This window comes from Nonomuraea sp. NPDC049421 (assembly GCF_040677005.1).
Taxonomy (GTDB): domain Bacteria; phylum Actinomycetota; class Actinomycetes; order Streptosporangiales; family Streptosporangiaceae; genus Nonomuraea; species Nonomuraea salmonea.
This window is the reverse complement of the sequence record NZ_JBFAQA010000004.1, coordinates 401,935-428,765: the sequence shown is the minus strand read 5'-3', so window position 1 is coordinate 428,765 and position 26,831 is coordinate 401,935. Positions and strand designations below refer to the sequence as shown.

Here is a 26,831-nt window from a genome sequence, read left to right as displayed (position 1 = left end):
GACCTCAACGAGAGTTCCTTTCTCGGGCGGGCGACCGGCGGTGAAGCAGGAAGCCTCACGGGCGACCGTGGGAATCCCCCTCGTTCACGAGGGGGGGAGGAGGTCAAGCGAAGGCTCCTTCGTCCGCTCCGCCGGCCGGACGCGGCCGGCGAGCTCAGCGAGCACACGACCCGGTTTCCTCGGCGTTTCCAGCGCTGTTCTGGAGGCGGGGGTCAGGGCGGGGTGAGGATGCCGCGGGCGATGGCGGTAGTGACGGCGGCGGTGCGGTCGGTGACGCCGAGTTTGTCGAAGATGCGCATCATGTGGCTCTTCACGGTCGCCTCGCTGATGAACAGCTCGCGGCCGGTCTCCGGGTTCGACAGGCCGCGGGCGGCGCACTCCAGCACCTGGATCTCGCGGGTGGTGAGGGAGGGAACGTCGCCGCGCATGCGGGTGGCCAGCTTGGCGGCGACCGGGGCGGCGAGCACGGTGCCGCCCGTCGCGGCCGTGCGGATGCCGGCGACCAGTTGTTCCGCCGAGGTGTCCTTCAGCAGGTAGCCGGTCGCGCCCGCGGCGACGGCGCGCAGGATGTCGCCGTCGGAGTCGTAGGTGGTGAGGACGACGATCGCCTTCGCGGTCCCGGCCGCGACGATCTGCCGGGTCGCCTCGACGCCGCCCATGCCGGGCAGCCGCAGGTCCATCAGCACCACGTCGGGCCCGACGGCCGCCGCCAGCGCGACCGCCTCCTCGCCGGTGCCGCACTCGCCCACCACCGTGAGGCCCTGCTGGGCGGCCAGCACGGCGCACAGCCCCTGCCGGACGATGGGGTGGTCGTCGACGATGAGCACGCGTACGGTCACGACGGCAACTCCACCTGCACGAGCGTCCCACTGGGCCGGTTGGGGCCGACGGTCAGCGTGCCGCCGATCTCGGTGACGCGCTCGCGCATGCCGCCGATGCCGTACCCGGCGCCGGTCTCGCGGGGGTCGAAGCCGTGGCCGTCGTCGCCGATGCTCAGGATCACGCCCATGTCCTCGTATGCCAGCATGCCCTCCACCCGGGCCGCGCCGGAGGCGTGCTTGCGGACGTTGGCCAGGGCTTCCTGGGTGACGCGTAACAGCACCACTTCCTCGTTGGGGGTGAGCCGGCGGGGTGTGCCGGTCACCGTGAAGGCGGCGTCGAGCGCCGTCTCCGCCGCGAACCGCTCGATGAGCCCGCGCAGCGCGTCAGGCAGCGAGGAGTCGCGGAGCTGGGGCGGCGGCAGCGCGGCGACCAGGGCCCTGGCCTCGGCCAGGTTGTCCATGGCGGTGCGGCGGGCCTGGTCGAGGTGGCCGCGGGCGGCCTGATCGCGTTCGCAGGTGCCGGCCTTGGCGGCTTCGATCAGGAGCAGCACGCTGGTGAAGCCCTGCGCGAGCGTGTCGTGGATCTCCCTGGCCAGCCGCTCCCGCTCGGCCAGCACCCCGGCCTCCCTGCTGACCTCGGCCAGCTCCGTCCGCGCCGCGGCCAGCTCTTCGACGAGCCTGGCCCGCTGCCGGCTCTGCTCGATGATCCGGGTGATCCAGACACCGAGGACGAGTGCGGTCAGCAGCGCCACCGCCGCCATCAGAAGCACCGAGGCCGGCTCCTGCCCGTACGCGTCGCTGCGGACGATCATGACGGCGGCCATCGACGTCACGCTCGCGACCGTCACCGGGATGGCCCTGCGCAGCGGCAGCAGCGCCCAGATGTGCGGGTACAGCATGAACGACATCAGCGGGCCGGACGGTGCCGCCGCCCACAGCGCCGCCGACAGGGGGAGGGCGCCGCACAGGTAGACGACGCCCAGCCGGCCGTGGCTGCGGTGGAGCGCGCGGGCGCCGGTGACGGCGTACCAGACGCACAGCAGCGCGAGGACGACGAGGGCGGCGAGCCGCTCGACGGTGGGCGGGCCGGGGTCGCCCATGATGATGAGACCGGCGGTGAGCAGGGCGAACGTGGCGAAGGCGAGATGCCAGCCGGGAACGGTCCTGTGCCAGTCGTCCCGTCCTGGGTCGACCGGAGCCGTGAGAGTGCCGCCAGCCATCCCGCCAGTATGGACCGGCGATGCCGCCGCCGGTATCCGACTGTCGTCTGATTCGACGTCCCATCCTCCGGTGACTGTCCGCGTGCCGTCGTGCTCGGAAAGACTTCCGGCCATGAACGCGAAACTCTCCGCACGGATCCTCGTCGCCCTGTCCGTCGTCTACGGTCTGACCGTCGGCCTGCTGGCCATGCTCGGCGTCGCCGAGGCGGCCATGATGACCTTCCTGATCGCCGGCGCCGTGGTGCTCGGCGGCCTGTGGGTGGTGCGCGGCCTGTTCACCGGGCGCGGACAGCCGCGCGAGTGAGGGCAGGTGGCTGAGGAGGGCGGCACGGGCCTGGCGATCGCGAGTCGCGTCCGATGGGGGGTGCCCACGGGCCGGTGATCGTTGGTAGGTTGATCGCAGGTGTGCCGGGAAGCCTGGTCGGCGAGGTCATGTCGTCGACGTCGAAAGAGGCTTGCGCATGCGCGCGCGCGTTCTGGCTGCCGATTTTCCCACCGTCACTCTGGACACCTCCGTCGCCGAGGCCGCCCGGCTGCTGGCCGAGCAGGATCTGCCGGGCCTCATCGTGGTCGATGACCAAGGGCTGCCCTTGAGCGTTCTGTCGGGCACGCAGGTGCTGTGGCTGGCCGTGCCGGGCTACTGCCGTGACGATCCCGCGCTGGCGCGGGTCGTGGACGAGCCGCACGCCGACCATTTCTTGCGGTCGCTGGCCGGGCGGACCGTACGCGAGGCGTTGCCGAGGGAGTCTCGCGAGTTGCCGGTCACCGATCCCGACGCCACGGTGCTGGAGCTGGCCGCCTTAATGGCCCGCACGCGCAGTCCGCTGGTGGCCGTCGTCGAGGGCGGGCGGCTGATCGGCGCGGTCACCCTGCAGGCGCTGATGGACTGGGCGGTGTCCGCATGACGGTCACCGCATGGCTGGCGGTGGTGGTCTTCCTGGGCGCGTACGCGCTGATCGCCACCGAGAAGATCCACCGTGTCGCGGCGGCGCTCGGCGGAGCGGGGATCATGCTGTTGATCCACGCCACCGACGCCGGGGCGGCGTTCTTCGACGAGCACACCGGCATCGACTGGAACGTCGTCTTCCTGCTGCTCGGCATGATGATCATCGTCGGTGTGCTGAAACAGACCGGGGTCTTCGAATACCTGGCCATCTGGGCCGCCAAGCGTGCCAAGGGGTATCCGTACCGGCTGATGGTGCTGCTGGTGGTCATCACCGCCGTCGCCTCTGCCTTGCTGGACAACGTCACCACCGTGCTGCTGATCGCGCCGGTGACGTTCCTGGTGTGCGAGCGGCTGGCGCTGCCGGCGGCGCCGTTCCTGATCGCCGAGGCGATGGCCTCCAACATCGGTGGTGCCGCGACGCTGGTCGGCGACCCGCCGAACATCATCATCGCCAGCCGTGCCGGGCTGAGCTTCAACGACTTCCTCGTTCACATGGCGCCGTTGGTCGTCGTCCTGATGATCGTTTTCATCGGGTTGTGCCGGGTCCTGTTCCGCAAGTACTTCCGCTACGACCCCGAGCGGGCGGCCGAGATCATGGCGCTGAACGAGCGCGAGGCGATCACCGACCGGCGGCTGCTGTGGCAGTCGCTCGTCGTGCTGGCCCTGGTCATGGTCGCGTTCGTGCTGCACCCGGTGTTGCACTATGAGCCGTCCGTGGTGGCGATCCTGGGCGCGGGCATCCTGGTGGCCGTCACCAAGGTCACCACCCAGGACGCGATCGCCGAGGTGGAGTGGCCGACCCTGGTGTTCTTCGCCGGGCTGTTCGTGATGGTCGGCGCGCTGGTCGAGACGGGCGTGATCGGCCAGATCTCGCAGGCCGCGGCCGAGGTGACGCAGGGGCAGCTCGGGCTGACCGCCATGGGCCTGTTGTGGGCCTCGGCCGGGCTGTCGGCGATCGTCGACAACATTCCCTACGTCGCCACCATGAGCCCGATCGTCGCCGACCTGGTCCAGGCGGCCGGCGGCAACGGCCCGGCCCAGGTGCTGTGGTGGGCCCTGGCGTTCGGCGCAGACCTCGGCGGCAACGCCACCGCCGTGGGCGCGGCCGCCAACGTGGTCGTCCTCGGCATCGCCGCCCGTAACGGCCACCCGATCAGTTTCTGGCAGTTCACCAAGTACGGCCTGGTCGTCACGGTGGTCACCATCGCGCTGTGCGTGCCGTACCTGTGGCTGCGCTACCTGTGAGCCACAGGTACGGCACGCGGCCTTGGTCCGGCACGCCGCGCGGAGCCGCGATGGGTTGAGCCCCAGGGGCGCCGGAGGCGGGCTCCGGCTCATGAGTGCGTGCTCGGCGAGGGCAGATGCGGCGGCCGCCACCGCCAGGTGGCGTTGCCGTCGGCGGCGATGCCCTTGCGCCACAACGACGCGGGCATCAGCCGGATCATGGTCACCATCGCCCGGTAGGCGGCGGCCGAGGTGGTGCGCCGCCCGTCGGCGCCAGCGCCGCGAGCGGTGGCCTGGGTGCGCGGGCGGCGTTCGGCGTCGTAGCGGCGCAGCGCGGCCTCGATCGCGGGTTCGCCGGCGAGGGCGGCGGCGAGCACGACGGCGTCTTCGAGTGACTGCCCGGCGCCCTGGCCACGATCGGGGCTCATCGCGTGCGCGGCATCGCCGAGCAGCGCCACCCGGCCGCGGACGTAGGTGGGCAGCGGTGCCAGGTCGCGGATGTCGACATGGATCACCGCCTCGTCCGGGGTGGCCTCGATCAGCGCCGGGATCGGCTCGTGCCAGGTGGCGAGGCGGCGGGCCGCCTCGGTCTTCTCCTCCTCGTAGCGGATGCCCGGTCGGCCGGCAGTGGTGACGTAGGCCCAATACGCGCGGCCGCGGCTGATCGGATGGATGAGGACGTAGCCGCCGGGGCCGAGCGTGATGCTGCCCGGCAGGTCGGCCATCTCGGCGATGCCCAGCCAGGCGGTCCGGCCCAGGAAACGCGGCGGCGGCGCGTCCGGCCACAGCAGCCGGCGCACCGTGCTGTGGACGCCGTCGGCGGCGACGACCAACTCGCCGCCGAGCTCGACGCCGCCGTAGGTCACCGTGACACCGCTGTCCTCCTGCCGGACCGCGGTGACCTCCGCCCCCGTGCGCACCCAGCCGTCCGGCAGCGCATCGAGCAGCACCTCGTGCAGGTCGGCGCGGTGGAAGGCGAGCATGGCGGCCGCATCGTCCGGCCGGGAGCGCTGCAGGTAACGGCCATCGGGCAGACGCAGGTTGCCGGCCGCGCGGGTGGGCGCGCCGACGGCTCGGGCCTCGGCGCCGACGCCGAGCTCGTCCAGCGCGCGCATGGCGTTCGGGGCCTGGGACATGCCGGCGCCGATCTCGCGCAGCTCGACCGCTCGCTCCAGCACGACGGCGCGCCACCCGATCCGGTGCAGGGCCAGGGCGGCGGCCAGCCCGCCGATGCCGCCGCCGATCACGATCGCCTGTCCGCTCACGGGGTCACCTCATCGTCGAGATCGTTGGCAGGGTCGTCGTCGGCCGGATCGGGGCGCAAGGGTGGCGCGTTGTCGAAGATCGTGGCCATCCATTCGAAGGTGGCGTGCGCCTGGCGGATGCGCGCGGCCCGCGCATCGCCGGAGCCGACCAGGTCAAGGCCGTCACGGGTGATGTCGAGGAAGGAGGTGATGCCGGCGATCTGCTTGCGGACCACCACCGCCCAGGCGTCGTCGGCCATCCGGTAGTAGACGGTCCGCTCGCCCGGCCGGGTGCGCCAGCTGAGGAACCCCATGCTGGTCAGCAGCCGCAGGTTCGAGGTGAGCGAGGCGCGGCTGGCACCGATGGCCTGGCTGATGTCCCCGGCGGACTGCTCCGGTGGATCGCACACCATCAGCCAGCCCAGCACCCGCCCGGCGATCGGCGGCACTCCATCACGCGCCAAGTACATGGCTACCCGCTCCACCCATTCCAGCAGCGGATCCTGTTGCGTCATACCGGTGCAGTCCTCTCTTGCAGTGATTTCAGCATAAACTAAAATAGCTGTATCGCTGGAGAGGAGAGCCGGGATACGGGAATGCCTGGCTCGCCGCAGGGAGCCCCGTGTCAGCCGATGATCACTTTTTCCTCCGGCAGTTCGTAGCGGCGGGTGCGCTGTTTCAGGGCGAGCGCCGAGCCCAGGGTGAGCGGGCCGATGCGGCCGATGAACATCAGCACGCTGAGCAGGACATGCCCGGCCAGTGAGGTGTGGGCGGTGATACCGGTGGACAGCCCGTTGGTGGCGAAGGCTGAGATGACCTCGAACAGCACCTGGTCGAGGCTGTGCGGAGTGATGATGAGCAACAGCCAGGTGGAGATCGTGACCAGGATGACGCCGAGCAGGCCGATGGACAGCGCCTGCCGTTGCGTCGCGGAGGGCAGGCGCCGATGGCCGATGTTGACCTGGTGCTCGCCCCGCATCTCGGACCAGATGATGAAGAGCAGGAAGCCGAACGTGGTGACCTTGACGCCGCCCGCCGTGCCCGCGCTGCCACCGCCGATGAACATCAGCACATCGGTGACCAGCCAGGAGGAGGGGTACATCTGGCCGATGTCGAGGGTGTTGAAGCCGCCGGAGCGCGGCATGACGGCGGCGAAGAAGGCCGCAGGCATCGCCAGGTGCGCAACAGTTCGAAGACCACCGGATAGCCGAGACCGCCGACGATGACCGCCAGGGCGATGGGCAGGCAGATCCACGGGTCGGTGACGAAACGCATCAGGTTGTCCGGCCAGAGTGCGAAGCCGGCGTTGTTGAACGCCGACACCCCATGGAAGATGCCGAGGTAGACGGCCCGGCCCAGCAGCTCACCATATCCCGTGACAAAACGTACGGCGAGAACGGCGGCGATGGCCGCCTCGCAGATCAAGCTGAACATCACCACCTTGGCAAGCACGTGACGCAGATCGGCCGCGACCACCGCCTTGGTCTCTAACTGGGCGGACAATCTGGCCCGCAGGCCGACGCGGCCGGAGACGATGACCATGATCAGCGTGGCGAGCGTCATGATGCCCAGCCCACCGGCCTGGATGAGCAGGACGATCACGACCTCACCGAAGACCGACCAGTGCGTCTCGGTGTCGACCACGATCAGGCCGGTCACGCAGACGGCGGAGGTGGCGGTGAACAGCGCCGTGAGCCAGTGAGGGCTTTCCCCTTCTGTCGTGGCCAGCGGGGTGCCGAGCAGGATTGTCCCGATCAACACCGCCGAGCCGAACCCGGCCGCGATGACCACGGCTGGATGCCGGCCGCGGCCCGGCGCGGCCGTGTGGCGCCGCATCATGAGATCACCCGCGTCGCGGGTCGCCCGACGAGCTGTCAATGCCGTCATTCATCGCGGAGGCTCCGTTCGGTCGCGCGGTCATAGACGTCGCCGACCAGACTTCCCGGCACTCCGGGCCATACCGTAGCGCAGCGCGGCGCGTGAGCAGTACAGGCCGGCCCGTGGGCCGCGACCGTGACGCGCTGCGACCCGCATGATCACAGCTGGCAGGGCCGGCTTCCCTTCCGGCTGACCATATGGTTAGCATGCTGTCCATGCGATCAGCCGAGGATGATCTGACGGCGCGAGCCCGGATCAGGAACGCGGCGCTGGAGTTGTTCGGCGCCGAAGGAGTAGGCCGGGTGAGTCTTCGCGCGGTGGCCCAGCGGGCCGGCGTCTCGCACGCCCTGGTCCTGCATCACTTCGGCACCAAGGAGGGCCTGCGTCAGGCGTGCGACGACTACGTGATCTCGCTGGTGCGCGATACTCCGGACGCCGACCTGGGCGACACGGCGGGACTGGCCGCCATGCTGGAGGCGGGGACGGAGGTACGCCGCTACCTGGGACGAGCGTTCCTGGACGGCACCCCGGAGGCGGCGGCGCTGTTCGACGAGCTCGTGGCCTCCACCGGTCAATGGCTGGAGCAGGGCGTGAGCGAAGGGTGGGTGCAGCCCAGCGACGACCCGCCGGCGCGGGCCGCGATGTACGTCACCTGGCTGCTGGCACCGCTGGCGTTCGGCGAACATCTGGCGCGCTCACTGCGCGTGACGGACGTGCACGACATGCGGACCTTGCTGCGCGTCTCCCGCGCCGGCATCGAGATCTTCACCCGCGGCGTGTTCGCCGACGACCGCGCCCTGGACGCGTGGGACGCCATGCGTGACGAACGCGGCCCGCGCTGAGCCGCCGCGCCTACTGTCAGGAAAGGAACATCCGTCATGAGCATCGCCGCCAAGGTGCTGGCCGGCAGAGCCAAACTGGCCCCGGCCGAGACCCAGAACGTGACCATCGAGAAGGACCTGCGTGTCCCGATGCCGGACGGCGTCGTGCTGCTGGCCGACCACTACGCTCCCCAAGGGCTCGGCGACCGGCCGACGGTGCTGATCCGCTCGGTCTACACCGACAGGACCAAGGGCGCCATGGTGAGCCGCCTGGTCGCCGAGCGCGGCTTCCACGTCGTGGTCGTCAGCGGCCGGGGGACCTGCGGATCGGAGGGGACGCTCACCCCGTTCGTCTCCGAGCGCGACGACGGCCTGGCCGTCCTGGAGTGGCTGCGCCGGCAGCCGTGGTTCACCGGCGAGCTGGGCACCCTGGGACAGAGCTACAACGGCTACACGCAGTGGGCGATCGCCGCCGGCGCCGGACCGGAGCTGCGCGCGATGAGCACCTCGCTGATCGGGTCCAACGCCTACGACCTGGTCTATCCGGGCGGCGCACTGGCTCTCGAGCTCTTCCTCGGCTGGATCAGCATGGTCGCCCACCAGGAGAAGCCGTTGCCCGTCTATCTGTCCACCGTGGCGCTGGGCGGTAAGAGGCGGGCGCGGGCCGCTCGCGTCCTCCCGCTCGCCGAGGCCGACACCATCGCCATCGGCGCCGTGGCGCCGCACTGGCGGGACTGGCTCGCACATCCCGACGCGGGGGACCCGTGGTGGTCCGCTGGTGACCACAGCCGGGAGATCTCGGCGGTGTCCGTCCCCAACCACCTGGTCAGCGGCTGGGACGACTTCGCGCTGCCCGGCCTGGTCCGCGACTACCAAGTGCTGCGCAAGGCGGGGCGCGAGCCGTACCTCACCATCGGGCCATGGCAGCACTGGGACGCCGAGCTGTCGATGACGGCCCTGCGGGAGAGCATCGTCTGGCTGCGCGCCCACCTGCTGAAAGACCGGGACGGGCTGCGCACCGCGCCGGTGCGCGTCTACGTCAGAGGCGCCGAGGAGTGGCGCGACCTGCCGGCCTACCCGCCCGCCGAGGTACGACCGCAGCGCTTCCACCTGCACCCGGACGGCGGTCTGGGAGGCGATCTGCCTGCTGACTCCGCGCCCGACCGTTACCGTTTCGACCCTTCCGACCCGACCCCGGCGGTGGCCGGGATGTCCCGCATGATCGGCATCTCGCGCAGGACCGGGGAGAGCGTGCTGGCCGGGCGTGACGACGTCCTGACCTACACCGGTGAGCCGTTGCCGGCCGATCTCGAGGCCATCGGCGTCCCCGCCGCCGAGCTGCACGTGACCTCCAGCCTGGCGCACACCGACTTCTACGTGCGCGTCAGCGACGTGACGCCCTCGGGCGCGATCACGCATGTCTCCGACGCGCTGCGCCGGTGCGCCGCCGACCGGCCCATCGACGGGCTGGTAGAGATCGAGCTGGCGCCGGTGGCCCACCGGTTCAAGCGCGGCCACCGCATCCGGGTGCAGGTCGCCAGTGCCGCCTACCCGCGCTGGGACCGTAACCTCGGCACCGGTGAGCCGCCCGCCACCGCGATCGCGATGCGCGCAGCCGACCAGCAGGTTCATCACGATCCCCGCAGGCCATCCGCCCTCATCCTGCCGGTCTGCTGACGAGAAGGCATGGCCTTTCGCATGGCCGCCGCTGCCACCGTGCGGGGTCACCCCTTCGAACCTACGCCCGACCGGTCGTCACGGCATGCGTCATGGGAACGGCCGATGTCCATGACGGTGCGACGCCCGCATCGCACTGCCCCTTGCTCGCGTACTTGATCTGCCTCTCTATCTCGCCTGGGTGAGACCGGTGGCGACGATGTCGATGAGCCGGTCCAGGACCTTCTGGTACAGGTCCGGGCGGGCCAGCCGGTCGCGGTGCAGCGGCATCATGAGGACGGCCTGCAGGACACCGACGATCACCTCCGGGTCGTCGCCGGCGAGGTCGTCGCTGTGCTCGGTGAGATAGGCCGCCAGCGCGGTGACCGGGTTGTCCGGTGCGGAGGTCACCCGTTCCTGGTCCAGCTTCCTGACCACCGCCTCCATCTCCTCGGGGTGCGTCATCAGCCTGCCGTAGAGGGGGTTGTCGTCCAGCTCGGCCAGCGTGGCGTGCAGGAAGGCGCGCAGCCCGGCGCGGGTGTCGCTCTCCTCTCGTAGCGCTCCGTCGATGACCCTGCTCTTGACCTCGGCCATCTGGGCGAGCATCAGCTCCAGGTAGAGCGCCTCCTTGGAGTCGAAGAAGACGTAGAAGGTGCTCTTGGCGATGCCGGTCCCGGAGACCAGGTCCTCCAGGGAGGTCTTGCGCAGGCCCTGCGTGGTGAACAACTTCAGGCCGTTGTCCAGGAGCAGCCGCGTGATGCGCGCCTTTTCCGCGGCCGAGAAGGCGGGAGGCATGAGGTGCACCTTCCGATGGGTCGAAACAGAACAATCTTTTCACGCGGAGCGGCGAGATCGGACCAGGTCCAGGACGTGCTGCTCCTGGGCCGGGTCGAACCACTGGGCCGGGGACGGGGTGTCAGGGCGGGGCACGGGATCACCTTCACGCCGCAGCCAGGCCCAGGTGTCGGCCAGGGTCTCGCGCAGGGGCCGGACGGTGAGCCCGGCCGCCAGGGCGGCGCTGACGTCGGCGTCGTGCAGGCCCGTCGGGTGGGGGTCGCCGGGGTAGCGCAGCCCGAACTCCATGCCGAGCGGGAAGTTCTCCCGCTCCAGCAGTTCCGGGGACGCCCACACCAGCTCGGCGTCTGAGCCGATCACCTGCGCGGCGGTGGTGAGCAGGTCGCCGATCGTGGTGTGCCCGGCCGGCCCGGCGACGTTGAAGGCCCCGCCGGTGCCGCGTTCGGCCGCTGCCAGCATCCAGGCGGCCAGGTCGGTCGCGTCGATGTACTGCAGGGCCGCGTCGGCCGGCCCCGGGGCGAGCACGGGGCCGCCCCGTTCGAGCCGCCGCAGCCACCAGGGAATCCGCCCGACGTCCTCGTACGGGCCGAGGATCATGCCCGCCCTGGCCAGCAGCGCACGCTTCCCGAACGCCTCCAGCACGGCCAGCTCGCCGCCACGCTTGGCCGCGGCGTAGTCGGTGCCGTCCTGGCTGCCGGGATCAGCGGCCACGAGCGGCGCGCTCTCGTCTGCTCCGGCCGGCCAGGGCCAGGCGTAGACGGCGCGGCTGGAGACGTAACCGTAGTGCCCCGTCCGTCCGGCCAGCAGCCGGGCGCTGTCTCGGACCACGCTCGGGGCCCACGCCCAGGTGTCGATCACGGCGTCCCAGGTACGGCGGCCGAGCGCCTGTCGTACCGCGCCGGGGTCGGTGCGATCGGCCGGCAGCGCCTCCACCTCCGGTGCGGGCGGGCGCGACAGCCCGCGGTTGAGCGTGGTGACGGTGTCGCCGCGCCGCAGCGCCGCCTGCACCACGGCGCGGCCGACGTGGTGGGTGCCGCCCATGACCAGTACGTGCATCCCCATCCCTCAACCTGCCAGCTGGAAGCCGCGCTCGATCAGCTTGCGTACCGGCGCCCATGACGCCAGCCGCAGTGGAAGCTGGGTGAGCTCCAGCAGCAGCGGGTTGCGCGGGGCGTACACTTCCTTGACCCGGCGGCCGAGCTTCTGCTTCTTGTCCGCCTCGGGCCGCAGCTCGGCCTCCCAGTCCGCCAGCGCGGCCGGGACGTCGTCGCCGTGGCGTTCCAGGGCGGCGCCGAGCCGGTCGGCGCCGCCGACCGCCAGCGAGGAGCCGTAGCCGGCGAACAAGGTCACGCACCACGCGGCGTCGCCGAGCAGCAAGATCCTGCCTCTGCTCCACCGGTCGACCACGATCTGGCTGATGCTGTCGAAGTAGACCGAGTCAGCCGTCCTCAGCCCCTCCAGGGCGTGGGGGACGAGCCAGCCCATGTCGCCGTAGAGCTCGTGCAACTCCTCCAGCGACGCCCCTGCCCGGCCGCCGTCGGTGCGGTAGCCGAAGAAGGCGGCGGTACGGCCGTCGCCGACGCTCATCATCGCGAACGTGCGCCCGCCCGCGCTGATCGAGCCGGTCGTCTGGGCGGGCAGGCCGGCCGGCGGCTCCTTCAGCATGTAGACCGCGACCCGGTGGTCCAGGTCGAGCCGGTAGTCCTCCTCCGGGCCGAACGCCAGCGCGCGCGTCGCCGAGTGCAGCCCGTCGGCGCCGATCAGCAGGTCGGCGTGCTCGGTGCTCCCGTCGCTGAGCGTGACGTGCACCGCGTCCGCGTCCTGCTCGAGGGCGGTGATCGTGGTGCCGAACCGGATCGTCGTGTGATCGGCGACGGCCTCGTACAGGACGGCCTCGATGTCGCCCCGCAGGATGGTGAACGACCTTAGGCCCATGGTGGCGGCGATCGTCGCGGCGCCGAGGGAGAAGCGGCGCGCCCCGTCGGGCTTGCGGTAGACCAGCTCGCGCGTCACGAACGCGCGCCGCTGCAGCTCCGCCAGGACGCCCATCCGCTCGGCCCCGTCGTAGCCGATGCCACCGAACGTGACCCCGTAGCCGCCCCCGCGACGCTGTGGCGCGCGCTCGATCACCAGCGTCTCCCAGCCCGCCTGATGCAGCCGGAGTGCCGCCGCCAGCCCGGCGATCCCCGCCCCGATGATGATGGCCCGCATGTCCGTGCCCCTTTCCTTCGTGTGTCTATGAAAACAGATTGTAGATATGTTTTCAAGAGAGCGCACCCGGTGCTCGGTGATGGGTCAGGTGAGGTGAGAGGGCGGGGCGAGTGGGCGCAAGCCGTACGCGAGCGACTTATCCGATGAGCGGTGGGCCCTGATCGAGCCCGTGATCACGGCGTGAAGGCCGCGCACCTCTCGGTCAGCGGTCACCAGGGCACATGACTGAAGGCGGGGCATCGGGTCAAACGTTTCGGGTCTCATAGGCCTCTCGGCTGGCCTCGATGTGCGGGACGTGCTCGATGGCCCAGCCGGCGAGGGCCAGTGCGGGCGGAATGAGGCTTTTTCCGGTGGGGGTCAGTGCGTATTCGACCCGTGGCGGAACCTCGGCGTGCACCGTCCGCGATACCAGGCCATCGCGTTCGAGGTTCCGGAGTGTCAGGGTCAGCATCCGCTGGGAGATCCCCGGGATCTGCTGGTGCAGGTCGGTGAAGCGCAGGGTTCCCTGGTCGAGGGTCGCCACGATCAGCAACGTCCACTTGTTGCAGATGCGGTCGAGGATGGCGCGGATGGTCCGTCCTCCGTCCCCTCGGATCATGCAGGTGTGCTCGTACTCCGACATGACAGCCCCCTGTGCGCAACGCACACGTATGTGCCTTTTGTAAGGCATCCAATAGTGACGCATCATGAGGCTACTTACGACTGGTAACCATCCTGGGCCAGCCCTACGTCGCCCTACTCCGAGGTGTCCTTCATGGAGATTTCCTACACGATCGTCGCAGGCCTTCTGGCCGTCTTCTACCTCTACGCCGGAGGCAAGAAGGTCGCGCAGAGCCAGGAGCGACTTCAGCCGATGATGGGCTGGGTCGACACCGTTCCCATGCCGCTCGTCCGCCTGATCGGAGTGCTGGAAGTCCTCGGCGCGGCCGGGCTGATCCTGCCGCCGCTGACCGGGATCGCGTCCTGGCTTGCCATCGCCGCAGCGGTCGGCCTCGTCCTGATCCAGGTCGGTGGCATCGCAGTCCACCTGACCCGCGGCGAGGCCCGGCTGATCGGACTCAACATCGTCCTCCTGGCAGCCGCTGCGGCAACCGCCTGGCTCGGCACGACCTGGCTCTGATGCGCCAGGGGAAGGTCCAGGGCCGGACAGAGGTCATACGCTCGTGAGGGCTGGCCGGTGTCAGCCATGAGGGTGAGAATCCGCTGGTAGACGGGGATGGTCAGGCACGGCGGGAGCCGGTCGTGGCGGGGATGTCGGACCGGGCTCGCGGGCGAGGACAAGCAAGATCCTGCGGGTCATCCGCAGATGATCGAGGTCGGGCGTCGATCCGGTCCAGCGGCCACGCGCCGGGGTCCGCTGGGCTCACGTGTCGCGCCAGGCGGGAGTGGAAGGGCCGGTCAGCGCGCCGGGCACCGCGCACGTGTACGAGATGCCCCCGACCTCTGAGCCCGCCACGCCATTGACCCTACCGAGACGTCAGGGACGTTCGGCGAGGGCGGCGCGGGTCAGGAAGGCGACCGCGACGAGGGGGATGGCGCTCAGGCCCTGCATGACGGCGTACCAGGGCGGGCAGAGGCCGGGGATCAGGTCCACGCCGATGATGGCGATCGGCATGATCGTGGTGATGGTGCGCACGCGGTCGAGGCTCGTCCGCGAGCCCGCCTCAGCACGGGTGAGCAGCCGGTGCAGGAGCGGGGCGACGGCGAGGAGGATGACCGCGCGTACCCACATGAAGGTGCTGGCGGTGTCGCCGAGGATCGTCAGTGCGGCGACCGTCACGAGGGTGACGGCGCTGAACACGCCGTAGATGTAGAGGCACTTGAAGGCGTTCTTCGTCATGCCGGAGACGTTACGGACGGTGAGGGTGCGTCCGGTATGAGGCTGTACGTACGGAGGGGTGTGGCCAGACCCACTCCCGCTCTAGAGGCCGTGGATGCGGCGGCCGGTGATCTGGTGGGGGACGATGCGGATGTAGAGGTGGCGTTCGCCGCCCGCCCACGGGCTGACATCGACGTCGATCACGTCGGCCACCTCGTCGTCGGGCACGTGGTGGGCGGGCCCCTGGACGAGGACGCTCCAGCCCTCGCGGCGCGGCTCGTCGATCCTGTCCACCTCGAAGCCGATCTTGATCTCGACGCCCTTCAGGCCGGTGCGCAGGTCCTGGTCCATGGGGCCGCCGTGCTGGGTGCAGAAGACGATCGCGCCCTTGTGCACCTTGTAGTTGACCGGCAGCACCGTCGGGCCGTGCGAGCCGTTGAACGCCACCCGGCCGATGCCGCCCGGCGCGATCAGGCGCAGGCACTCCTCGGGCTCCAGCTTCTCCAACACCGGGCGATCCGCGGCGGCTCCCTGTCCGGGCGGGCGGTCGTGGCCGCCGCCCAGCAGGTTCTCGGGCGTGGTCTCCAGCGCCTTGGCCAGCCGGTCCACCGTGCCCCTGTCGGGGGTGCCCAGGTGATCCTCCAGGTACTGGACGTATCCGGCCGACATGTCCGCGCGGTCGGCCACCTCCTCCAGCGTGAGGTCGAGCTTGGTGCGGTGCTGAGTGATCCGACGCCCGAAATCGCCAGAATTCGTCATGAAGGTCTCCTCGACGGGTGATGACGACAGGCGTGGCACCGGCCGTCTCGTCAGAAGCTACCCACTCGCTCGCCGGACCCGTCAGGGGCTTTGGTCCCTGACCTTGAGGTAGCCCTAGGACATCGATCTGTCGGGACTTCCGGCCCTATTCCCAGCACTTCGGCTGAGGTCGGATGAAGGGGAGCCCGCTCGTTCGCGTCAGGACTCGCATCGAGCGTCGCACCCCACCGAGAGAGGGATCGATTCATGACCGCAGTCACGGACGAGCAGGTTCGCAAGGCCGTCGATGAGGCGCTGCTGCGCAGGTTGGCCGCCCCGGAGGAGAAGGAGGTCGAGCAACTGGACGCCTGGTGGCGGGCGGCCAACTATCTCACCGTCGGCCAGATCTATCTGCAGGGCAACCCGCTGCTGCGTGAGGCGCTGGAGCCGCGGCACATCAAGCCGCGCCTGCTGGGCCACTGGGGCACCAGCCCCGGGCTCTCGCTGATCTACGCGCACGTCTCGCGGCTCATCCGGCACACCGGCCAGCAGGCCATCTATCTGGCCGGCCCCGGTCACGGCGGGCCCGCGCTGGTGGCCGCCGGGTACCTGGAGGGCACGTACAGCGAGATCTACCCGCGCGTCAGCCAGGACGAGGCCGGGATGACGCGGCTGTTCCGGCAGTTCTCCAGCCCGGGCGGCATCCCGAGCCACGTCTCGGTGACCACTCCGGGCTCGATCCACGAGGGCGGCGAGCTGGGGTACGTGCTGGTGCACGCCTTCGGCGCGGTCATGGACAACCCCGACCTGCTCGCCGTGGCGGTCGTGGGCGACGGTGAGGCCGAGACGGGGCCGCTGGAGGGGTCGTGGAAGGGCATCTCGTTCCTCAACCCCGAGCGTGACGGGGCCGTGCTGCCGATCCTGCACCTCAACGGCGCGAAGATCGCCGGCCCCACGGTGCTGGCCCGCAAGGACCCCGCCGAGGTGCGCAAGCTGCTGGAAGGCCACGGCTACGAGGTGCTGGAGGTCGAAGGGGCGGACCTGCCGGGCATGCACCACCGCTTCGCCGCGACGCTGGCCGAGGCGTGGGGCAAGATCCAGGCCATCAAGCACGAAGCCCGTACGGGAGACCGCCCCCGCTGGCCGATGATCGTGCTCCGCTCGCCCAAGGGCTGGACCGGCCCCGATCAGGTGGACGGCGTGCAGATGGAGGGCACGTGGCGCTCGCACCAGGTGCCGTTGTCCGGCGTACGGGACAACCCGGAGCACCTGGCGATCCTGGAGCGCTGGCTGCGCTCGTACCGGCCGGAGGAGCTGTTCGACGGCACCGGCGCGCCCGCCGAGATCGTACGAGCGCTCCCACCGGAGGGCGACCTGCGGATGAGCGCGAGCCCGCACGCCAACGGCGGCCTGCTGACCCGCGACCTCGCCCTGCCCGACTTCCGCGACTACGCCGTCGACGTCGAACGTCCCGCGCGCGTGCGCGCCGAGTCGACGCGGAGGCTCGGCGAACTGCTGCGCGACGTCTACCGCGACAACCCCACGACGTTCCGGCTGTTCTGCCCGGACGAGACCAACAGCAACCGGCTCGGAGCCGTCTTCGAGGTCTCGAAGCGCGCCTTCGCCGAACGCGTCACGGACGACGACGTGGCGATCGGCCCCGACGGCCGGGTCATGGAGGTGCTGTCGGAGCACAACTGCCACGGCTGGCTGGAGGGCTACACGCTGACCGGCAGGCACGGCATGTTCGCCACCTACGAGGCGTTCGCGATGGTCAGCGCCTCGCAGACGGTGCAGCACGGCAAGTGGCTGCAGGAGGCGACCCGGCTGCCGTGGCGGGCCAAGGTGCCGAGCCTGAACGTGCTGCTCACCTCGACGGCCTGGCGCAACGACCACAACGGCTTCTCCCACCAGGGCCCGGGACTGATCCAGGTCGTGCTGACCCAGCGCGGCGACGTGGCCCGCGTCTACCTGCCACCGGACGCCAACTGCCTGCTCTCGGTGGCCGACCACTGTCTGCGCTCGCGCTCGTACATCAACCTCATCGTCATCGACAAGCAGCCGCAGCTGCAGTGGCTGACGATGGACCAGGCGATCGAGCACTGCGCGCGCGGCGCCGGCATGTGGGACTGGGCCGGCACCGACGACGGCACCAGCGACCCGGACATCGTGCTGGCCTGCGCCGGCGACGTGGTCACCATGGAAACGGTCGCGGCGGCGCAGATACTCAAGGAACGGCTGCCCGGCTTCAAGGTGCGCGTGGTCAACGTCGTGGACCTGATGACCCTGCCCCGCCCCAAGGACCACCCCCACGGCATGAGCGAGACGCTGTTCACCGAGCTGTTCACCGACACCGTGGACGTCGTGTTCGCCTTCCACGGCTATCCCGGCGCGATCCACCAGCTCGTGCACGGCCGCCCCGACGCCGACCGGTTCCGGGTGCGCGGCTTCATCGAGGAGGGCACCACCACGACGCCGTTCGACATGACCGTGCGCAACCGCGCCTCCCGCTACCACCTGGTCATGGACGCCATCAACAACGCCCGCCGCCTGCCGCGCGGCGCCGCCGACCTCATGACCTGGTGCCAGGGCAAGCTCGCCGAGCACGAGGCGTACGTGGTCGAGCACCTCGAGGACATGCCCGAGGTCCGCGACTGGTCGCTGGGCGACTGGGCGCGGCAGGGCTGAAACCACCCGCCCGCCTCGCACCGGGTCCGGGGCGGGCGGGTCAGGACGAAGGAGCGATCATGATCCTGGTAGGCGTGGACGGCTCGCGGGCCGGGCTCGAGGCCGCCGGATGGGCCGCGCGCGAGGCGGTCCTGCGCGACGTGCCGCTGCTCCTGGCGCACGCGATGCCGCGCTGGACGTACGAGACCGAGACCGGCAGGCTCGCCGACGTGGCCGCGTGGATGCGCGAGGGCGGCAGAAGCGTGCTGACGGCGGCGGAGGAACGGGCGCGCACGCAGGAGCCGAAGGTCGAGCTGCGCACGACGTTCCTGCCCGATGACCCCAGGGCCGCGCTGGTCGAGGCTGCGCGGGACGCCGAGCTGCTGGTGGTGGGCAGCCACGGGCTCGGCGGGGTACGCGGGATGCTGGTCGGCTCGGTCGCCTACGGGGTGGCCGCGCACGCGCCGTGCGACGTCGTGGTGGTCCGCAGGGCGTCAGCGGGCGGCGAGATCGTGGCCGGCGCCGACGGGTCCGCGGCGACGCCGAGGGTGCTGGAGTTCGCCTGCGCCGAGGCGGCGCTGCGCGGCGCGCGGCTGCGGGTCGTGCACGTCAGGGGACGGCAGGGCTTCGACCCCGTCCATGAGGAATCCGGCGCGATCAAGGTGATGCTGAACGGCCTGCGCGCCCGGCACCCGGGCCTGGAGGTCGTCGAGGAGGCGGTGCACGGCCACCCCGTCGAGGTGCTGCGGCAGGCCGGGGCCGGAGCGGAGCTGCTGGTCGTGGGCTCGCACGGGCACCGGACGTTCGCCGGGATGCTGCTGGGCTCGGTCAGCCACGCGCTGCTGCACCACGCTCCCTGCCCGCTCGCCGTCGTCAGGCCCGCGCAATGACGCGCGCGGCGCCTGGACGTGCGGGGCGGGCGGCTCGGAAACTGATGACCGGTGTCGTAGGTGAGGGCGGGGCGAGATGACGGAGACCGGCGCGCGAGACGGACGGCCGATGCTGATGCTGGCCCTCGCGACCGTGGGGTTCGCGGTGAACTTCTGGGCCTGGGCCCTGCTCAGCCCGCTGGGCCCGCGCTTCAAGGAGCTGCTCGGCCTCTCGGCGCCGCAGCAGGCCCTGCTGGTGGCGGTGCCGGTGATCGTGGGCTCGCTGGGACGCATCCCGGTGGGCGCGCTGACCGACCGGTACGGCGGCCGGGTGATGTTTCCCCTGATGTCGGCCGCCACCATCGTCCCCGTGCTGTTCATCGGCCTGGCGGGACAGACGTCGCTGGCGGCGCTGCTGGCCAGCGGGTTCTTCCTGGGCATAGCGGGCACCGCGTTCGCCGTCGGGGTGCCGTTCGTCAACGCGTGGTTCCCGCCGCACCGGCGCGGCCTCGCGGTGGGTATCTTCGGCGCGGGCATGGGCGGCACCGCCGTCAGCGCCCTGACCACGGTCGGGCTGGTCGAGTGGGGCGGGGCGGCGGCGCCGTTCGTCATCACGGCGGTCGTGCTGGCGGTCTACGCGGTCGTGTCGTGGCTGGTGCTGCGGGACGCGCCGGGCCGCAGCATTCCCGGGCAGCCGCTGATGACGCGCCTGGCGGCCACGGCGCGGCTGCCGATCACGTGGCAGGCGTGCCTGCTGTACGCGGTCGCGTTCGGCGGCTACGTCGCCTTCTCCGTCTACCTGCCCGCCTACCTGCAGACCGGGTACGGCCTGGAGCAGGCGGACGCCTCCTACCGGATGGCCGGGTTCGTCGTGCTGGCGGTGCTGCTGCGGCCGGTCGGCGGCTGGCTGTCGGACCGGATCGGCCCCGTGCGGGTGCTGGCCGGGGTGTTCGCCGTGGTCGCCGTCATGGCCGCGATCCAGGCCCTGACGCCGCCGCTGCTGCCGGTGGGCACCGTCGCGTTCCTGTCGATGGCGGCGGCGCTCGGCGCGGGCAGCGGCGCCACGTTCGCGCTCGTCGCCCAGGTCGCCCCGGCCGACAAGGTCGGGTCGGTCACCGGGCTGGTGGGGGCGGCCGGCGGGCTGGGCGGGTTCGTGCCGCCCCTGGTCATGGGCTTCATCTACGGGCGGCTCGGCTCGTACGGGCTGGGCCTGGCCCTGCTGGCCGTCACCGCCGCGCTGGCCGTCGTCCTGACCCTGACCGCGGTGCGCGCGCTGGCCGCCCGGCACGTGCCCGCGCGCTGAGCGTCAGCGGGACGGCTCCCAGCCGCGCCGTGCGGCGGTCCGGCCCTCGTCCCTGCTGCGGTAGACGATGTACGGCCGGGTGAGGTAGCCGACCGGCGCGGTGAGCATGTGCACCAGCCGGGTGAACGGCCAGATCCCGAACAGCACCAGCGCGCTCAATGCGTGCAGCTGGAACAGCAGGGGCGCGCCCGCCATCAACTCCGGCTGGGGCTGGAAGAGGAAGATCGACCGGAACCAGGGCGAGACGGTCGTCCGGTAGTCGTAGCCGCCGCCGACCATGTTGGCCAGCACCGTGGCGGCCAGGCCGAGCGCGATGGTGAGGGCGAGGACGGCGTACATGAGCTTGTCGTTGCGGGTGGTGGCGGTGAAGACGGGGCCGACCGTGCGGCGCCGGTAGATGAGGATCGCCAGGCCGCCCACCGTCGCGACGCCCGCGATCGCCCCCAGGACGACGGCGAGCAGATGGTAGAGCCCCTCACTGATGCCGACGGCCTCGGTCCAGCTCTTGGGGATCGCCAGGCCGCCGACGTGGCCGAGCGCGACGACCAGGATGCCGAAGTGGAACAGCGGGCTGCCGACGCGCAGCAGCCGCGACTCGTACAGCTGGGACGAGCGCGTCGTCCAGCCGAACTTGTCGTAGCGGTAGCGCCACACGTGCCCGAGCACGAACACGGTCAGCGCCACGTACGGCAGCACCACCCACAGCAGGACGCTCATCGGCCCGCCTCCATGATCGCGTAGGGTTCCAGGCCGACCGCCTCGGCGGGCGGGCCCTCGGCGGCCAGCCGCAGCGCGGCCTCCCGCTCGCGCGGGCCCGCCGGCGGCAGCGTGGCCAGCACGGCGGCCACCACGTCCGCGTACGGCGAGTCCTCCTCGCGCAGCGCCGCGTGCAGCACCTCCACGCCCGCCCGGTGCTCCAGCAGCAGCCGGCGGGCCTCGCGGACGGCGCCGCGCGCCGACAGCTCGCACACCACGGACAGGTGATCGGGCAGCTCGCCGTCGGCGAGCTCGAAGCCCGCCGCCTTCAGCGCGTGCTGGAAGCGCAGCAGCGCGGCGCCGCGCTTGCGGGTGTCGCCGTAGGCGTAATAGGTGAGGTACGGGCAACAGCGCCGCTTCATGTCGAACGTGGCGACATAGTGCGCGGCCAGCCCGGCCTGGCCGGTGGCGGCCACGTGACCGAGGAAGGCAGACAGCCGCTCGCGCGCCTCGCCGACCGGCAGCCCGTCCACCGCTTCGCGCAGCACGCCGAGCCCGTCGTGCAGCCGCTCGTCGGGGTAGCCGAGCAGCACAGAGGCGACCATGTGGACGGTCCGCACGCTCACTTCTTCCTCCTCGGGAACAGGCCGTCCGGGACGCCCTTGCCGTCCCAGTTGAGCAGGTTGACCCGGCCGCGCAGCTCGTCGGCGTCGTCCAGGTCGTCGCCGGTCTGGCGGTCGCGCAGGGCGTGGAAGTTCTCCACCGCGACCGGCGCGGGCCGCCCGGACGCCTCGCCGAACGGGCCGTTCATGCCGGGGCCGCCCTCGTAGTCGAGGCTGCAGCCCAGCTCCTCCAGCTGGGCGGCCTGCTCGGCGTGGGCCTTGGGGATGACGTACCGCTCGCCGTAGGGGGCGAGCGCCAGCAGCCGGTGCATGGCCTCGACCTGCGCGCCGCTCAACCCGACCGCCCGCGCGATCCACTCGTCGGGCTCCTGGCCGAGGTTGAGCCGGCGCATGTACGAGCGCATCGCGGCCAGCCGGCGCAGCACCGCCCGCACCGGCTCGGGGTCGCCGGCCGTGAACAGCTCGGCGAGGTAGCCGATCGGGATGCGCAGCGCGTCGATGGCGCCGAACAGGTTGCCGGCGTCCTCGCCGTCGTGCCCGGTGTTCGCCAGCACGTCCACGACAGGGGACAGGGGCGGGATGTACCAGACCATCGGCATCGTCCGGTACTCCGGGTGCAGCGGCAGCGCGACGCCGTACTCGAAGATCAGCCGGTGGATCGGGGAGTCGCGGGCGGCGGCCAGCCAGTCGTCGGGGATGCCCTCGGCGCGGGCGGCGGCGATCACGCCGGGGTCGTGCGGGTCGAGCAGCACGCCCTTCTGCGCCGCGAACAGCTCCCGCTCGTCCGGCGCGGAGGCGGCCTCGGCGACGCGGTCGGCGTCGTACAGGACGATACCGATGTAGCGCAGCCGCCCCACGCACGTCTCCGAGCAGACCGTCGGGATGCCCACCTCGACGCGCGGGAAGCAGAACGTGCACTTCTCCGCCTTGCCGGTGCGATGGTTGAAGTACACCTTCTTGTACGGGCACCCCGTCACGCACATCCGCCACCCCCGGCAGCGGTCCTGGTCCACCAGCACGATGCCGTCCTCCGACCGCTTGTACAGCGCGCCGGACGGGCAGGAGGCCACGCAGGAGGGGTTGAGGCAGTGCTCGCAGATGCGCGGCAGGTAGAACATGAACGCCCGCTCGAACTCCAGCCTGACCTGCTCCGACAGCTTCCCCAGCACCGGGTCGGGCGAGGGGTCGCCGGCCAGGTCGTCGTCCCAGTTCGCGCTCCAGCCGATCTTCATGGGCTGCCCGGTGATGAGCGAGCGGGGCCGCGCCACGGGGGTGTCGGCCTGCATGGGGGCGGAGAAGAGCCGGTCGTAGTCGTACGTCCAGGGCTCGTAGTAGTCCTGGATGGACGGCATGAGCGGATTGGCGAAGATCGTCAGCAGCTTCTTGAGCCGGCCGCCGGCCTTCAGCTTCAGCCGGCCGCGCCGGTTCAGCTCCCAGCCGCCCTGCCACTTCTCCTGGTCCTGGTAGCCGCGAGGGTAGCCCTGGCCCGGGCGGGTCTCGACGTTGTTGAACCAGACGTACTCGGTGCCCGCCCGGTTGGTCCATGCCTGCTTGCAGGTGACGGAACAGGTGTGGCAGCCGATGCACTTGTCCAGGTTCATCACCATGGCGAGCTGTGCCATCACGCGCATCAGTAGTCGACCTCCTGGCTGCGGCGGCGGATCACGGTGACCTCGTCGCGCTGGTTGCCGGTCGGGCCCAGATAGTTGAAGGCGAAGCTGAGCTGGGCGTACCCGCCGATCAGGTGGGTGGGTTTGACCAGGAGGCGGGTGAGGGAGTTGTGGATGCCGCCGCGCAGGCCGGAGGTCTCGCTCTTGGGCACGTCCACCACGCGCTCCTGGGCGTGGTACATGAACACCGTGCCCTCCGGCATGCGGTGCGAGACGACCGCGCGGGCCACCACGACGCCGTTGCGGTTGACCGCCTCCACCCAGTCGTTGTCGCCGACGCCGGCCTTCGCGGCGTCCGCCGGGCTCATCCAGATCGTCGGCCCGCCCCGCGACAGCGTCAGCATGAGCAGGTTGTCCTGGTACTCGGAGTGGATGGACCACTTCGAGTGCGGGGTGAGGTAGCGCACGACCACGCCCTGCTCGCTCGCGCCGAAGGCCGGTTCGCCGAACATCGCGGTCATGTTGAGCGGCGGCCGGTAGACCGGCAGTGCCTCGCCCGCCTCGTGGATCCAGTCGTGGTCGAGGTAGAAGTGCTGGCGGCCGGTGAGCGTGTGCCAGGGCTTGCGGTGCTCGACGTTGATCGTGAACGGCGCGTAGCGCCGCCCGCCGCTCTCGCTGCCCGACCACTCCGGCGAGGTGATCACCGGCACCGGCCTGGCCTGGGTGTCGGCGAAGGTGATCTGCCGGTGCTCGTCGGCCAGCCCGTCGAACGACGTGCCGGTCCGCCGGCCCAGCGTGGCGAACCCCTGCGCGGCCAGGTGCCCGTTCGTGGTGCCCGACAACGCCAGGATGGCCTCGCACAGGTCGCTGTCGCGGGCCAGCGACGGGCGGCCGTCCCGCGTGCCGTTCAGCCGGGACAGCCGGTCGATCTCGCCCGACACGTCGTACGTCAGGCCCTTCGTGGTCGCGCCGAGCCGCTCCAGCAGCGGGCCGAGCGCGGCCATCTTCTCGGCCACCGCCGCGTAGTCGCGCTCCACGACGACCACCTTCGGGAAGTCGCGGCCCGGCGTGGGCGGCCGTCCCATCGCGCGCCAGTCCTGCACGCGGCCGTGCGGGGTGGCCAGCTCGTCGGGGGTGTCGTGCAGCAGCGGCACGGCCACCAGGTCCTTGCGCGTGCCGAGGTGGGTGCGGGCCAGGTCGCTGAAGGCGCGGGCGATGGCGTGGAAGGCGGCGAAGTCCGTACGGGTCTGCCAGGGCGGGTCGATGGCCGGGGTGAAGGCGTGCACGAACGGGTGCATGTCGGTCGAGGACAGGTCGTGCTTCTCGTACCAGGTGGCGGCCGGCAGCACGATGTCGGAGAACAGCGTCGTGGACGTCATCCGGAAGTCCAGCGACAGCAGCAGGTCGAGCTTGCCGCGCGGCGCCTCGTCCGGCCAGGCCACGCCCTCGGGACGCCGTTCTGGCGGGGCCTCCTGGGCGCGGACGGCCGAGACGGCGCCCAGCAGGTGACGCAGGAAGTACTCGTTGCCCTTGGCGGAGGAGCCCAGCAGGTTCGCCCGCCACACGGTCAGCACGCGCGGCCAGTTCTCGGGGGCGTCGGGGTCCTCGCAGGCGAAGCCGAGCCGCCCGGTGGCGACCTGCCCCGCCACGTACGCTCCCGGGTCATCGCCTGCCTCGTCGGCCAGGTCGAGCGGGTTGCGGTCGAACGTCGGATACGACGGCATCCATCCCAGCCGGGCCGACTGCGCCAGCAGGTCCGCGGTGGCCTTCCCGGCGAAGACGCCCTCGGCGAGCGGCGAGGAGACGACGTCGGCGCTGTAGGTGTCGTAGCGCCACTGGTCGGTGTGCAGATACCAGTACGCGGTGCCGATCATCTGCCGGGGCGGTCGCACCCAGTCCAGCCCGAACGCCAGCTGCGCCCACCCGGTGATCGGCCGGCACTTCTCCTGCCCGACGTAGTGGGCCCAGCCGCCGCCGTTGACGCCCTGGCAGCCGGTCAGCGTGGTCAGCGCCAGCATCGCCCGGTAGATGGTGTCGGAGTGGAACCAGTGGTTCGTCCCCGCCCCCATGATGATCATCGAACGGCCGCCCGACTCCTCCGCGCTGGCGGCGAACTCCCTGGCGATCCTGGCCACCGCCCGCGCGGGCACGCCGGTGATCGCCTCCTGCCAGGCCGGCGTGTACGGCTCGTTCTCCGATGCTCCCCGCAGCCCGTCGCGCGCCACCCCGTACTGGGCGAGCATCAGGTCGTACACCGTGGTGACCAGGTGGCCGCCGATCCGCCGCACCGGCACGCCGCGCTCCAGCACGCCCTCGCCGTCGAAGCGGGGCAGCGCGACCGTCACCGCCTCCGCTCCCATGCAGGTCAGCAGCGGGTCCACGCCGTCCAGGCCGAGGTTCCAGCGGCCCTGACCGGATTCGCCGTAGCGGAAGGCGAGCGAGCCGTTGGGCACGACCGGCTCGCCGGTGCGCGTGTCCAGCAGCACCGTCGCGAACGCTCCCTCCGGCCTGCCGAGATCGGCCGCCGTGAGGAACTTGTCCGGCACGTACGCCCCGCCGCGCTCCCGCAGCCGCACCAGGAACGGCAGATCGGTGAAGCGCTTGACGTAGCCGGTGAAGGCGGGCGTCTCGCGGTCGACGAAGAACTCCTTGAGAATCACGTGCCCCATCGCCATCGCCAGCGCGCCGTCCGTGCCCGGGTGCGGGGCCAGCCACTCGTCGGCGAACTTGGCGGCGTCGTTGTAGTCGGGCGCCAGCACCACCACCTTCTGCCCGCGGTAGCGCGCCTCGGCCAGGTAGTGGGCGTCCGGCGTGCGGGTGACCGGCACGTTGGAGCCCCACAGCAGCAGGTACGCCGCGTCCCACCAGTCGGCCGACTCCGGCACGTCCGTCTGGTCGCCGAAGACCTGGGGCGAGGCGACCGGCAGGTCGGCGTACCAGTCGTAGAACGACAACATCGCGCCGCCGATCAGCGAGACGAACCGGGCCCCGACCGCGTGCGAGGCCATCGACATGGCCGGGATGGGGGAGAAGCCCGCCACCCGGTCGGGCCCGTAGGTCTTGATGGTGTGCACGTGCGCGGCCGCGATGATCTCGCATGCCTCGTCCCAGGTGATGCGGACGAGCCCGCCCTTGCCCCGCGCCGACTGGTACCTGGCCCGTTTGCCCGGGTCCGAGGTGACCTCCGACCACGCCGCCACCGGGTCACCCAGCCGCGCCTTCGCCTCCCGGTACAGCTCCACCAGGACGCCGCGCGCGTAGGGGTAGCGGACGCGGGTGGGGGAGTAGGTGTACCAGGAGAAGGCCGCGCCACGGGGGCAGCCGCGCGGCTCGTACTCGGGCCGGTCGCCGCCGACGCTCGGATAGTCGGTCTGCTGCGCCTCCCAGGTGATGATCCCGTCCTTGACGTACACCTTCCACGAGCACGAGCCGGTGCAGTTGACGCCGTGCGTGGAGCGGACCACCTTGTCGTGGCTCCACCGGTCCCGGTAGAACGCGTCGTTCCGCCCGCCCACCTGGTGAAGCGCCCGGAGGTCGGGCGAGACCGTGCCCGGCCGCAGGTGCCGGCCCATCCTGAGCAGCGCGTCGCTGACCGGTCCGTCCATACCTGCCATATCACTCGCCCCTGCCGTCACGGATCCGACATGTCCGGTACTTAGCCCGCCGGAGGTCACAGAAACCCGGCACGCC

25 protein-coding genes are annotated in these 26,831 nt (G+C 71.2%); 9 read left to right on the top strand and 16 right to left on the bottom strand.

The window, feature by feature from the left end:
* Window positions 1-212: 212 nt before the first annotated feature.
* Both AB0K18_RS10345 and AB0K18_RS10340 read right to left on the bottom strand, forming a co-directional pair.
* Window positions 213-839 (bottom strand): response regulator transcription factor, encoded by a 627-nt coding sequence (locus AB0K18_RS10345; RefSeq protein WP_364912717.1) that lies wholly within the window; start codon window positions 837-839, stop codon window positions 213-215.
* Complete coding sequence (locus tag AB0K18_RS10340; RefSeq protein ID WP_364912714.1) at window positions 836-2,041, bottom strand: sensor histidine kinase; 1,206 nt, start codon at window positions 2,039-2,041, stop codon at window positions 836-838. Before AB0K18_RS10340 ends, AB0K18_RS10345 begins: the two co-directional genes overlap by 4 nt.
* A gap of 112 nt (window positions 2,042-2,153) precedes the next feature.
* Here AB0K18_RS10340 and AB0K18_RS10335 point away from each other — a divergent pair, with 112 nt between their 5' ends.
* The 3 genes from AB0K18_RS10335 to AB0K18_RS10325 all read left to right on the top strand — a co-directional run bounded on the left by AB0K18_RS10335 (window position 2,154) and on the right by AB0K18_RS10325 (window position 4,232).
* The gene (locus AB0K18_RS10335) at window positions 2,154-2,345 is read left to right on the top strand and encodes a hypothetical protein (RefSeq protein WP_364912711.1); all 192 of its coding nucleotides are present in this window, start codon (window positions 2,154-2,156) and stop codon (window positions 2,343-2,345) included.
* Between the two features lie 157 nt (window positions 2,346-2,502).
* Complete coding sequence (locus tag AB0K18_RS10330) at window positions 2,503-2,946, top strand: CBS domain-containing protein (protein ID WP_364912708.1); 444 nt, start codon at window positions 2,503-2,505, stop codon at window positions 2,944-2,946.
* Complete coding sequence (locus AB0K18_RS10325) at window positions 2,943-4,232, top strand: ArsB/NhaD family transporter (RefSeq protein ID WP_364912706.1); 1,290 nt, start codon at window positions 2,943-2,945, stop codon at window positions 4,230-4,232. Before AB0K18_RS10330 ends, AB0K18_RS10325 begins: the two co-directional genes overlap by 4 nt.
* A gap of 89 nt (window positions 4,233-4,321) precedes the next feature.
* On the opposite strand, the gene AB0K18_RS10320 is transcribed toward AB0K18_RS10325, so the two are convergent.
* The 4 genes from AB0K18_RS10320 to AB0K18_RS10305 all read right to left on the bottom strand — a co-directional run bounded on the left by AB0K18_RS10320 (window position 4,322) and on the right by AB0K18_RS10305 (window position 7,246).
* Window positions 4,322-5,476 (bottom strand): FAD-dependent monooxygenase, encoded by a 1,155-nt coding sequence (locus AB0K18_RS10320; protein WP_364912703.1) that lies wholly within the window; start codon window positions 5,474-5,476, stop codon window positions 4,322-4,324.
* Complete coding sequence (locus tag AB0K18_RS10315) at window positions 5,473-5,970, bottom strand: transcriptional regulator (protein ID WP_364912701.1); 498 nt, start codon at window positions 5,968-5,970, stop codon at window positions 5,473-5,475. The genes AB0K18_RS10320 and AB0K18_RS10315 overlap by 4 nt, the downstream gene beginning before the upstream one ends.
* A gap of 110 nt (window positions 5,971-6,080) precedes the next feature.
* Window positions 6,081-6,599, bottom strand: coding sequence for a potassium transporter TrkG (locus tag AB0K18_RS10310; RefSeq protein WP_364912698.1), 519 nt, complete (start codon window positions 6,597-6,599; stop codon window positions 6,081-6,083).
* Window positions 6,521-7,246: a potassium transporter TrkG gene (locus AB0K18_RS10305; protein ID WP_364912696.1), complete on the bottom strand. Its 726-nt coding sequence runs from the start codon at window positions 7,244-7,246 to the stop codon at window positions 6,521-6,523. Before AB0K18_RS10305 ends, AB0K18_RS10310 begins: the two co-directional genes overlap by 79 nt.
* A 302-nt stretch (window positions 7,247-7,548) precedes the next feature.
* On the opposite strand from AB0K18_RS10305, the gene AB0K18_RS10300 reads away from it, so the two are divergent.
* Window positions 7,549-8,175 (top strand): TetR family transcriptional regulator, encoded by a 627-nt coding sequence (locus tag AB0K18_RS10300; RefSeq protein ID WP_364912693.1) that lies wholly within the window; start codon window positions 7,549-7,551, stop codon window positions 8,173-8,175.
* A 36-nt stretch (window positions 8,176-8,211) separates the two neighbouring features.
* A complete protein-coding gene (locus tag AB0K18_RS10295; protein ID WP_364912690.1) occupies window positions 8,212-9,831 on the top strand; it encodes a CocE/NonD family hydrolase in 1,620 nt (539 codons plus the stop codon).
* A gap of 168 nt (window positions 9,832-9,999) precedes the next feature.
* On the opposite strand, the gene AB0K18_RS10290 is transcribed toward AB0K18_RS10295, so the two are convergent.
* The 4 genes from AB0K18_RS10290 to AB0K18_RS10275 form a co-directional block, all read right to left on the bottom strand.
* Complete coding sequence (locus AB0K18_RS10290; RefSeq protein ID WP_364912688.1) at window positions 10,000-10,605, bottom strand: TetR/AcrR family transcriptional regulator; 606 nt, start codon at window positions 10,603-10,605, stop codon at window positions 10,000-10,002.
* 39 nt (window positions 10,606-10,644) lie between these two features.
* A complete protein-coding gene (locus AB0K18_RS10285; RefSeq protein WP_364912685.1) occupies window positions 10,645-11,667 on the bottom strand; it encodes an NAD-dependent epimerase/dehydratase family protein in 1,023 nt (340 codons plus the stop codon).
* A 3-nt stretch (window positions 11,668-11,670) separates the two neighbouring features.
* Complete coding sequence (locus tag AB0K18_RS10280; protein WP_364912682.1) at window positions 11,671-12,816, bottom strand: FAD-dependent oxidoreductase; 1,146 nt, start codon at window positions 12,814-12,816, stop codon at window positions 11,671-11,673.
* A 244-nt stretch (window positions 12,817-13,060) separates the two neighbouring features.
* Window positions 13,061-13,438, bottom strand: coding sequence for a helix-turn-helix domain-containing protein (locus AB0K18_RS10275; RefSeq protein ID WP_364912679.1), 378 nt, complete (start codon window positions 13,436-13,438; stop codon window positions 13,061-13,063).
* A gap of 132 nt (window positions 13,439-13,570) precedes the next feature.
* Between AB0K18_RS10275 and AB0K18_RS10270 the strand changes: the two genes are divergently transcribed.
* Complete coding sequence (locus tag AB0K18_RS10270; RefSeq protein WP_364912676.1) at window positions 13,571-13,936, top strand: DoxX family protein; 366 nt, start codon at window positions 13,571-13,573, stop codon at window positions 13,934-13,936.
* 357 nt (window positions 13,937-14,293) lie between these two features.
* Here the strand turns inward: AB0K18_RS10270 and AB0K18_RS10265 are convergent, their stop codons facing one another.
* Both AB0K18_RS10265 and AB0K18_RS10260 read right to left on the bottom strand, forming a co-directional pair.
* Window positions 14,294-14,656, bottom strand: coding sequence for a hypothetical protein (locus AB0K18_RS10265; protein ID WP_364912673.1), 363 nt, complete (start codon window positions 14,654-14,656; stop codon window positions 14,294-14,296).
* Window positions 14,657-14,737: 81 nt separating this feature from the next.
* Complete coding sequence (locus tag AB0K18_RS10260; RefSeq protein ID WP_364912670.1) at window positions 14,738-15,394, bottom strand: pyridoxamine 5'-phosphate oxidase family protein; 657 nt, start codon at window positions 15,392-15,394, stop codon at window positions 14,738-14,740.
* A gap of 246 nt (window positions 15,395-15,640) precedes the next feature.
* On the opposite strand from AB0K18_RS10260, the gene AB0K18_RS10255 reads away from it, so the two are divergent.
* The 3 genes from AB0K18_RS10255 (at window position 15,641) to AB0K18_RS10245 (ending at window position 20,212) form a co-directional block, all read left to right on the top strand.
* Window positions 15,641-18,061, top strand: a complete 2,421-nt coding sequence (locus AB0K18_RS10255) for a phosphoketolase family protein (RefSeq protein WP_364912667.1) — start codon at window positions 15,641-15,643, stop codon at window positions 18,059-18,061.
* 59 nt (window positions 18,062-18,120) lie between these two features.
* On the top strand, window positions 18,121-18,930 hold the full coding sequence (locus tag AB0K18_RS10250; RefSeq protein WP_364912665.1) for a universal stress protein: 810 nt from the start codon (window positions 18,121-18,123) through the stop codon (window positions 18,928-18,930).
* A 109-nt stretch (window positions 18,931-19,039) separates the two neighbouring features.
* Window positions 19,040-20,212 carry an MFS transporter gene (locus tag AB0K18_RS10245; RefSeq protein WP_364912664.1) on the top strand — a complete coding sequence of 391 codons (1,173 nt, stop codon included), beginning with the start codon at window positions 19,040-19,042 and terminating at the stop codon, window positions 20,210-20,212.
* Between the two features lie 3 nt (window positions 20,213-20,215).
* On the opposite strand, the gene narI is transcribed toward AB0K18_RS10245, so the two are convergent.
* From narI to AB0K18_RS10225, 4 genes are read right to left on the bottom strand one after another with little or no spacing between them, the layout of a single operon-like run.
* Window positions 20,216-20,929, bottom strand: a complete 714-nt coding sequence (gene narI / locus AB0K18_RS10240) for a respiratory nitrate reductase subunit gamma (RefSeq protein ID WP_364912661.1) — start codon at window positions 20,927-20,929, stop codon at window positions 20,216-20,218.
* A complete protein-coding gene (gene narJ / locus AB0K18_RS10235; RefSeq protein WP_364912659.1) occupies window positions 20,926-21,534 on the bottom strand; it encodes a nitrate reductase molybdenum cofactor assembly chaperone in 609 nt (202 codons plus the stop codon). The genes narI and narJ overlap by 4 nt, the downstream gene beginning before the upstream one ends.
* Window positions 21,531-23,162 (bottom strand): nitrate reductase subunit beta, encoded by a 1,632-nt coding sequence (gene narH / locus AB0K18_RS10230; protein ID WP_364912658.1) that lies wholly within the window; start codon window positions 23,160-23,162, stop codon window positions 21,531-21,533. The genes narJ and narH overlap by 4 nt, the downstream gene beginning before the upstream one ends.
* On the bottom strand, window positions 23,162-26,755 hold the full coding sequence (locus AB0K18_RS10225; protein ID WP_364912655.1) for a nitrate reductase subunit alpha: 3,594 nt from the start codon (window positions 26,753-26,755) through the stop codon (window positions 23,162-23,164). The genes narH and AB0K18_RS10225 overlap by 1 nt, the downstream gene beginning before the upstream one ends.
* Between the last annotated feature and the right edge of the window lie 76 nt (window positions 26,756-26,831).

What these genes read in the sequence shown, in the direction of transcription:
- AB0K18_RS10340 (WP_364912714.1), bottom strand. Translation starts at nt 2,041, where the DNA reads ATGGCTGGCGGCACTCTCACGGCTCCGGTCGACCCAGGACGGGACGAC.
- AB0K18_RS10335 (WP_364912711.1), top strand. Translation starts at nt 2,154, where the DNA reads ATGAACGCGAAACTCTCCGCACGGATCCTCGTCGCCCTGTCCGTCGTC.
- AB0K18_RS10330 (WP_364912708.1), top strand. Translation starts at nt 2,503, where the DNA reads ATGCGCGCGCGCGTTCTGGCTGCCGATTTTCCCACCGTCACTCTGGAC.
- AB0K18_RS10325 (WP_364912706.1), top strand. Translation starts at nt 2,943, where the DNA reads ATGACGGTCACCGCATGGCTGGCGGTGGTGGTCTTCCTGGGCGCGTAC.
- AB0K18_RS10315 (WP_364912701.1), bottom strand. Translation starts at nt 5,970, where the DNA reads ATGACGCAACAGGATCCGCTGCTGGAATGGGTGGAGCGGGTAGCCATG.
- AB0K18_RS10310 (WP_364912698.1), bottom strand. Translation starts at nt 6,599, where the DNA reads ATGCCGCGCTCCGGCGGCTTCAACACCCTCGACATCGGCCAGATGTAC.
- AB0K18_RS10300 (WP_364912693.1), top strand. Translation starts at nt 7,549, where the DNA reads ATGCGATCAGCCGAGGATGATCTGACGGCGCGAGCCCGGATCAGGAAC.
- AB0K18_RS10295 (WP_364912690.1), top strand. Translation starts at nt 8,212, where the DNA reads ATGAGCATCGCCGCCAAGGTGCTGGCCGGCAGAGCCAAACTGGCCCCG.
- AB0K18_RS10290 (WP_364912688.1), bottom strand. Translation starts at nt 10,605, where the DNA reads ATGCCTCCCGCCTTCTCGGCCGCGGAAAAGGCGCGCATCACGCGGCTG.
- AB0K18_RS10285 (WP_364912685.1), bottom strand. Translation starts at nt 11,667, where the DNA reads ATGGGGATGCACGTACTGGTCATGGGCGGCACCCACCACGTCGGCCGC.
- AB0K18_RS10280 (WP_364912682.1), bottom strand. Translation starts at nt 12,816, where the DNA reads ATGCGGGCCATCATCATCGGGGCGGGGATCGCCGGGCTGGCGGCGGCA.
- AB0K18_RS10275 (WP_364912679.1), bottom strand. Translation starts at nt 13,438, where the DNA reads ATGTCGGAGTACGAGCACACCTGCATGATCCGAGGGGACGGAGGACGG.
- AB0K18_RS10270 (WP_364912676.1), top strand. Translation starts at nt 13,571, where the DNA reads ATGGAGATTTCCTACACGATCGTCGCAGGCCTTCTGGCCGTCTTCTAC.
- AB0K18_RS10265 (WP_364912673.1), bottom strand. Translation starts at nt 14,656, where the DNA reads ATGACGAAGAACGCCTTCAAGTGCCTCTACATCTACGGCGTGTTCAGC.
- AB0K18_RS10260 (WP_364912670.1), bottom strand. Translation starts at nt 15,394, where the DNA reads ATGACGAATTCTGGCGATTTCGGGCGTCGGATCACTCAGCACCGCACC.
- AB0K18_RS10255 (WP_364912667.1), top strand. Translation starts at nt 15,641, where the DNA reads ATGACCGCAGTCACGGACGAGCAGGTTCGCAAGGCCGTCGATGAGGCG.
- AB0K18_RS10250 (WP_364912665.1), top strand. Translation starts at nt 18,121, where the DNA reads ATGATCCTGGTAGGCGTGGACGGCTCGCGGGCCGGGCTCGAGGCCGCC.
- AB0K18_RS10245 (WP_364912664.1), top strand. Translation starts at nt 19,040, where the DNA reads ATGCTGATGCTGGCCCTCGCGACCGTGGGGTTCGCGGTGAACTTCTGG.
- narI (WP_364912661.1), bottom strand. Translation starts at nt 20,929, where the DNA reads ATGAGCGTCCTGCTGTGGGTGGTGCTGCCGTACGTGGCGCTGACCGTG.
- narH (WP_364912658.1), bottom strand. Translation starts at nt 23,162, where the DNA reads ATGCGCGTGATGGCACAGCTCGCCATGGTGATGAACCTGGACAAGTGC.
- AB0K18_RS10225 (WP_364912655.1), bottom strand. Translation starts at nt 26,755, where the DNA reads ATGGCAGGTATGGACGGACCGGTCAGCGACGCGCTGCTCAGGATGGGC.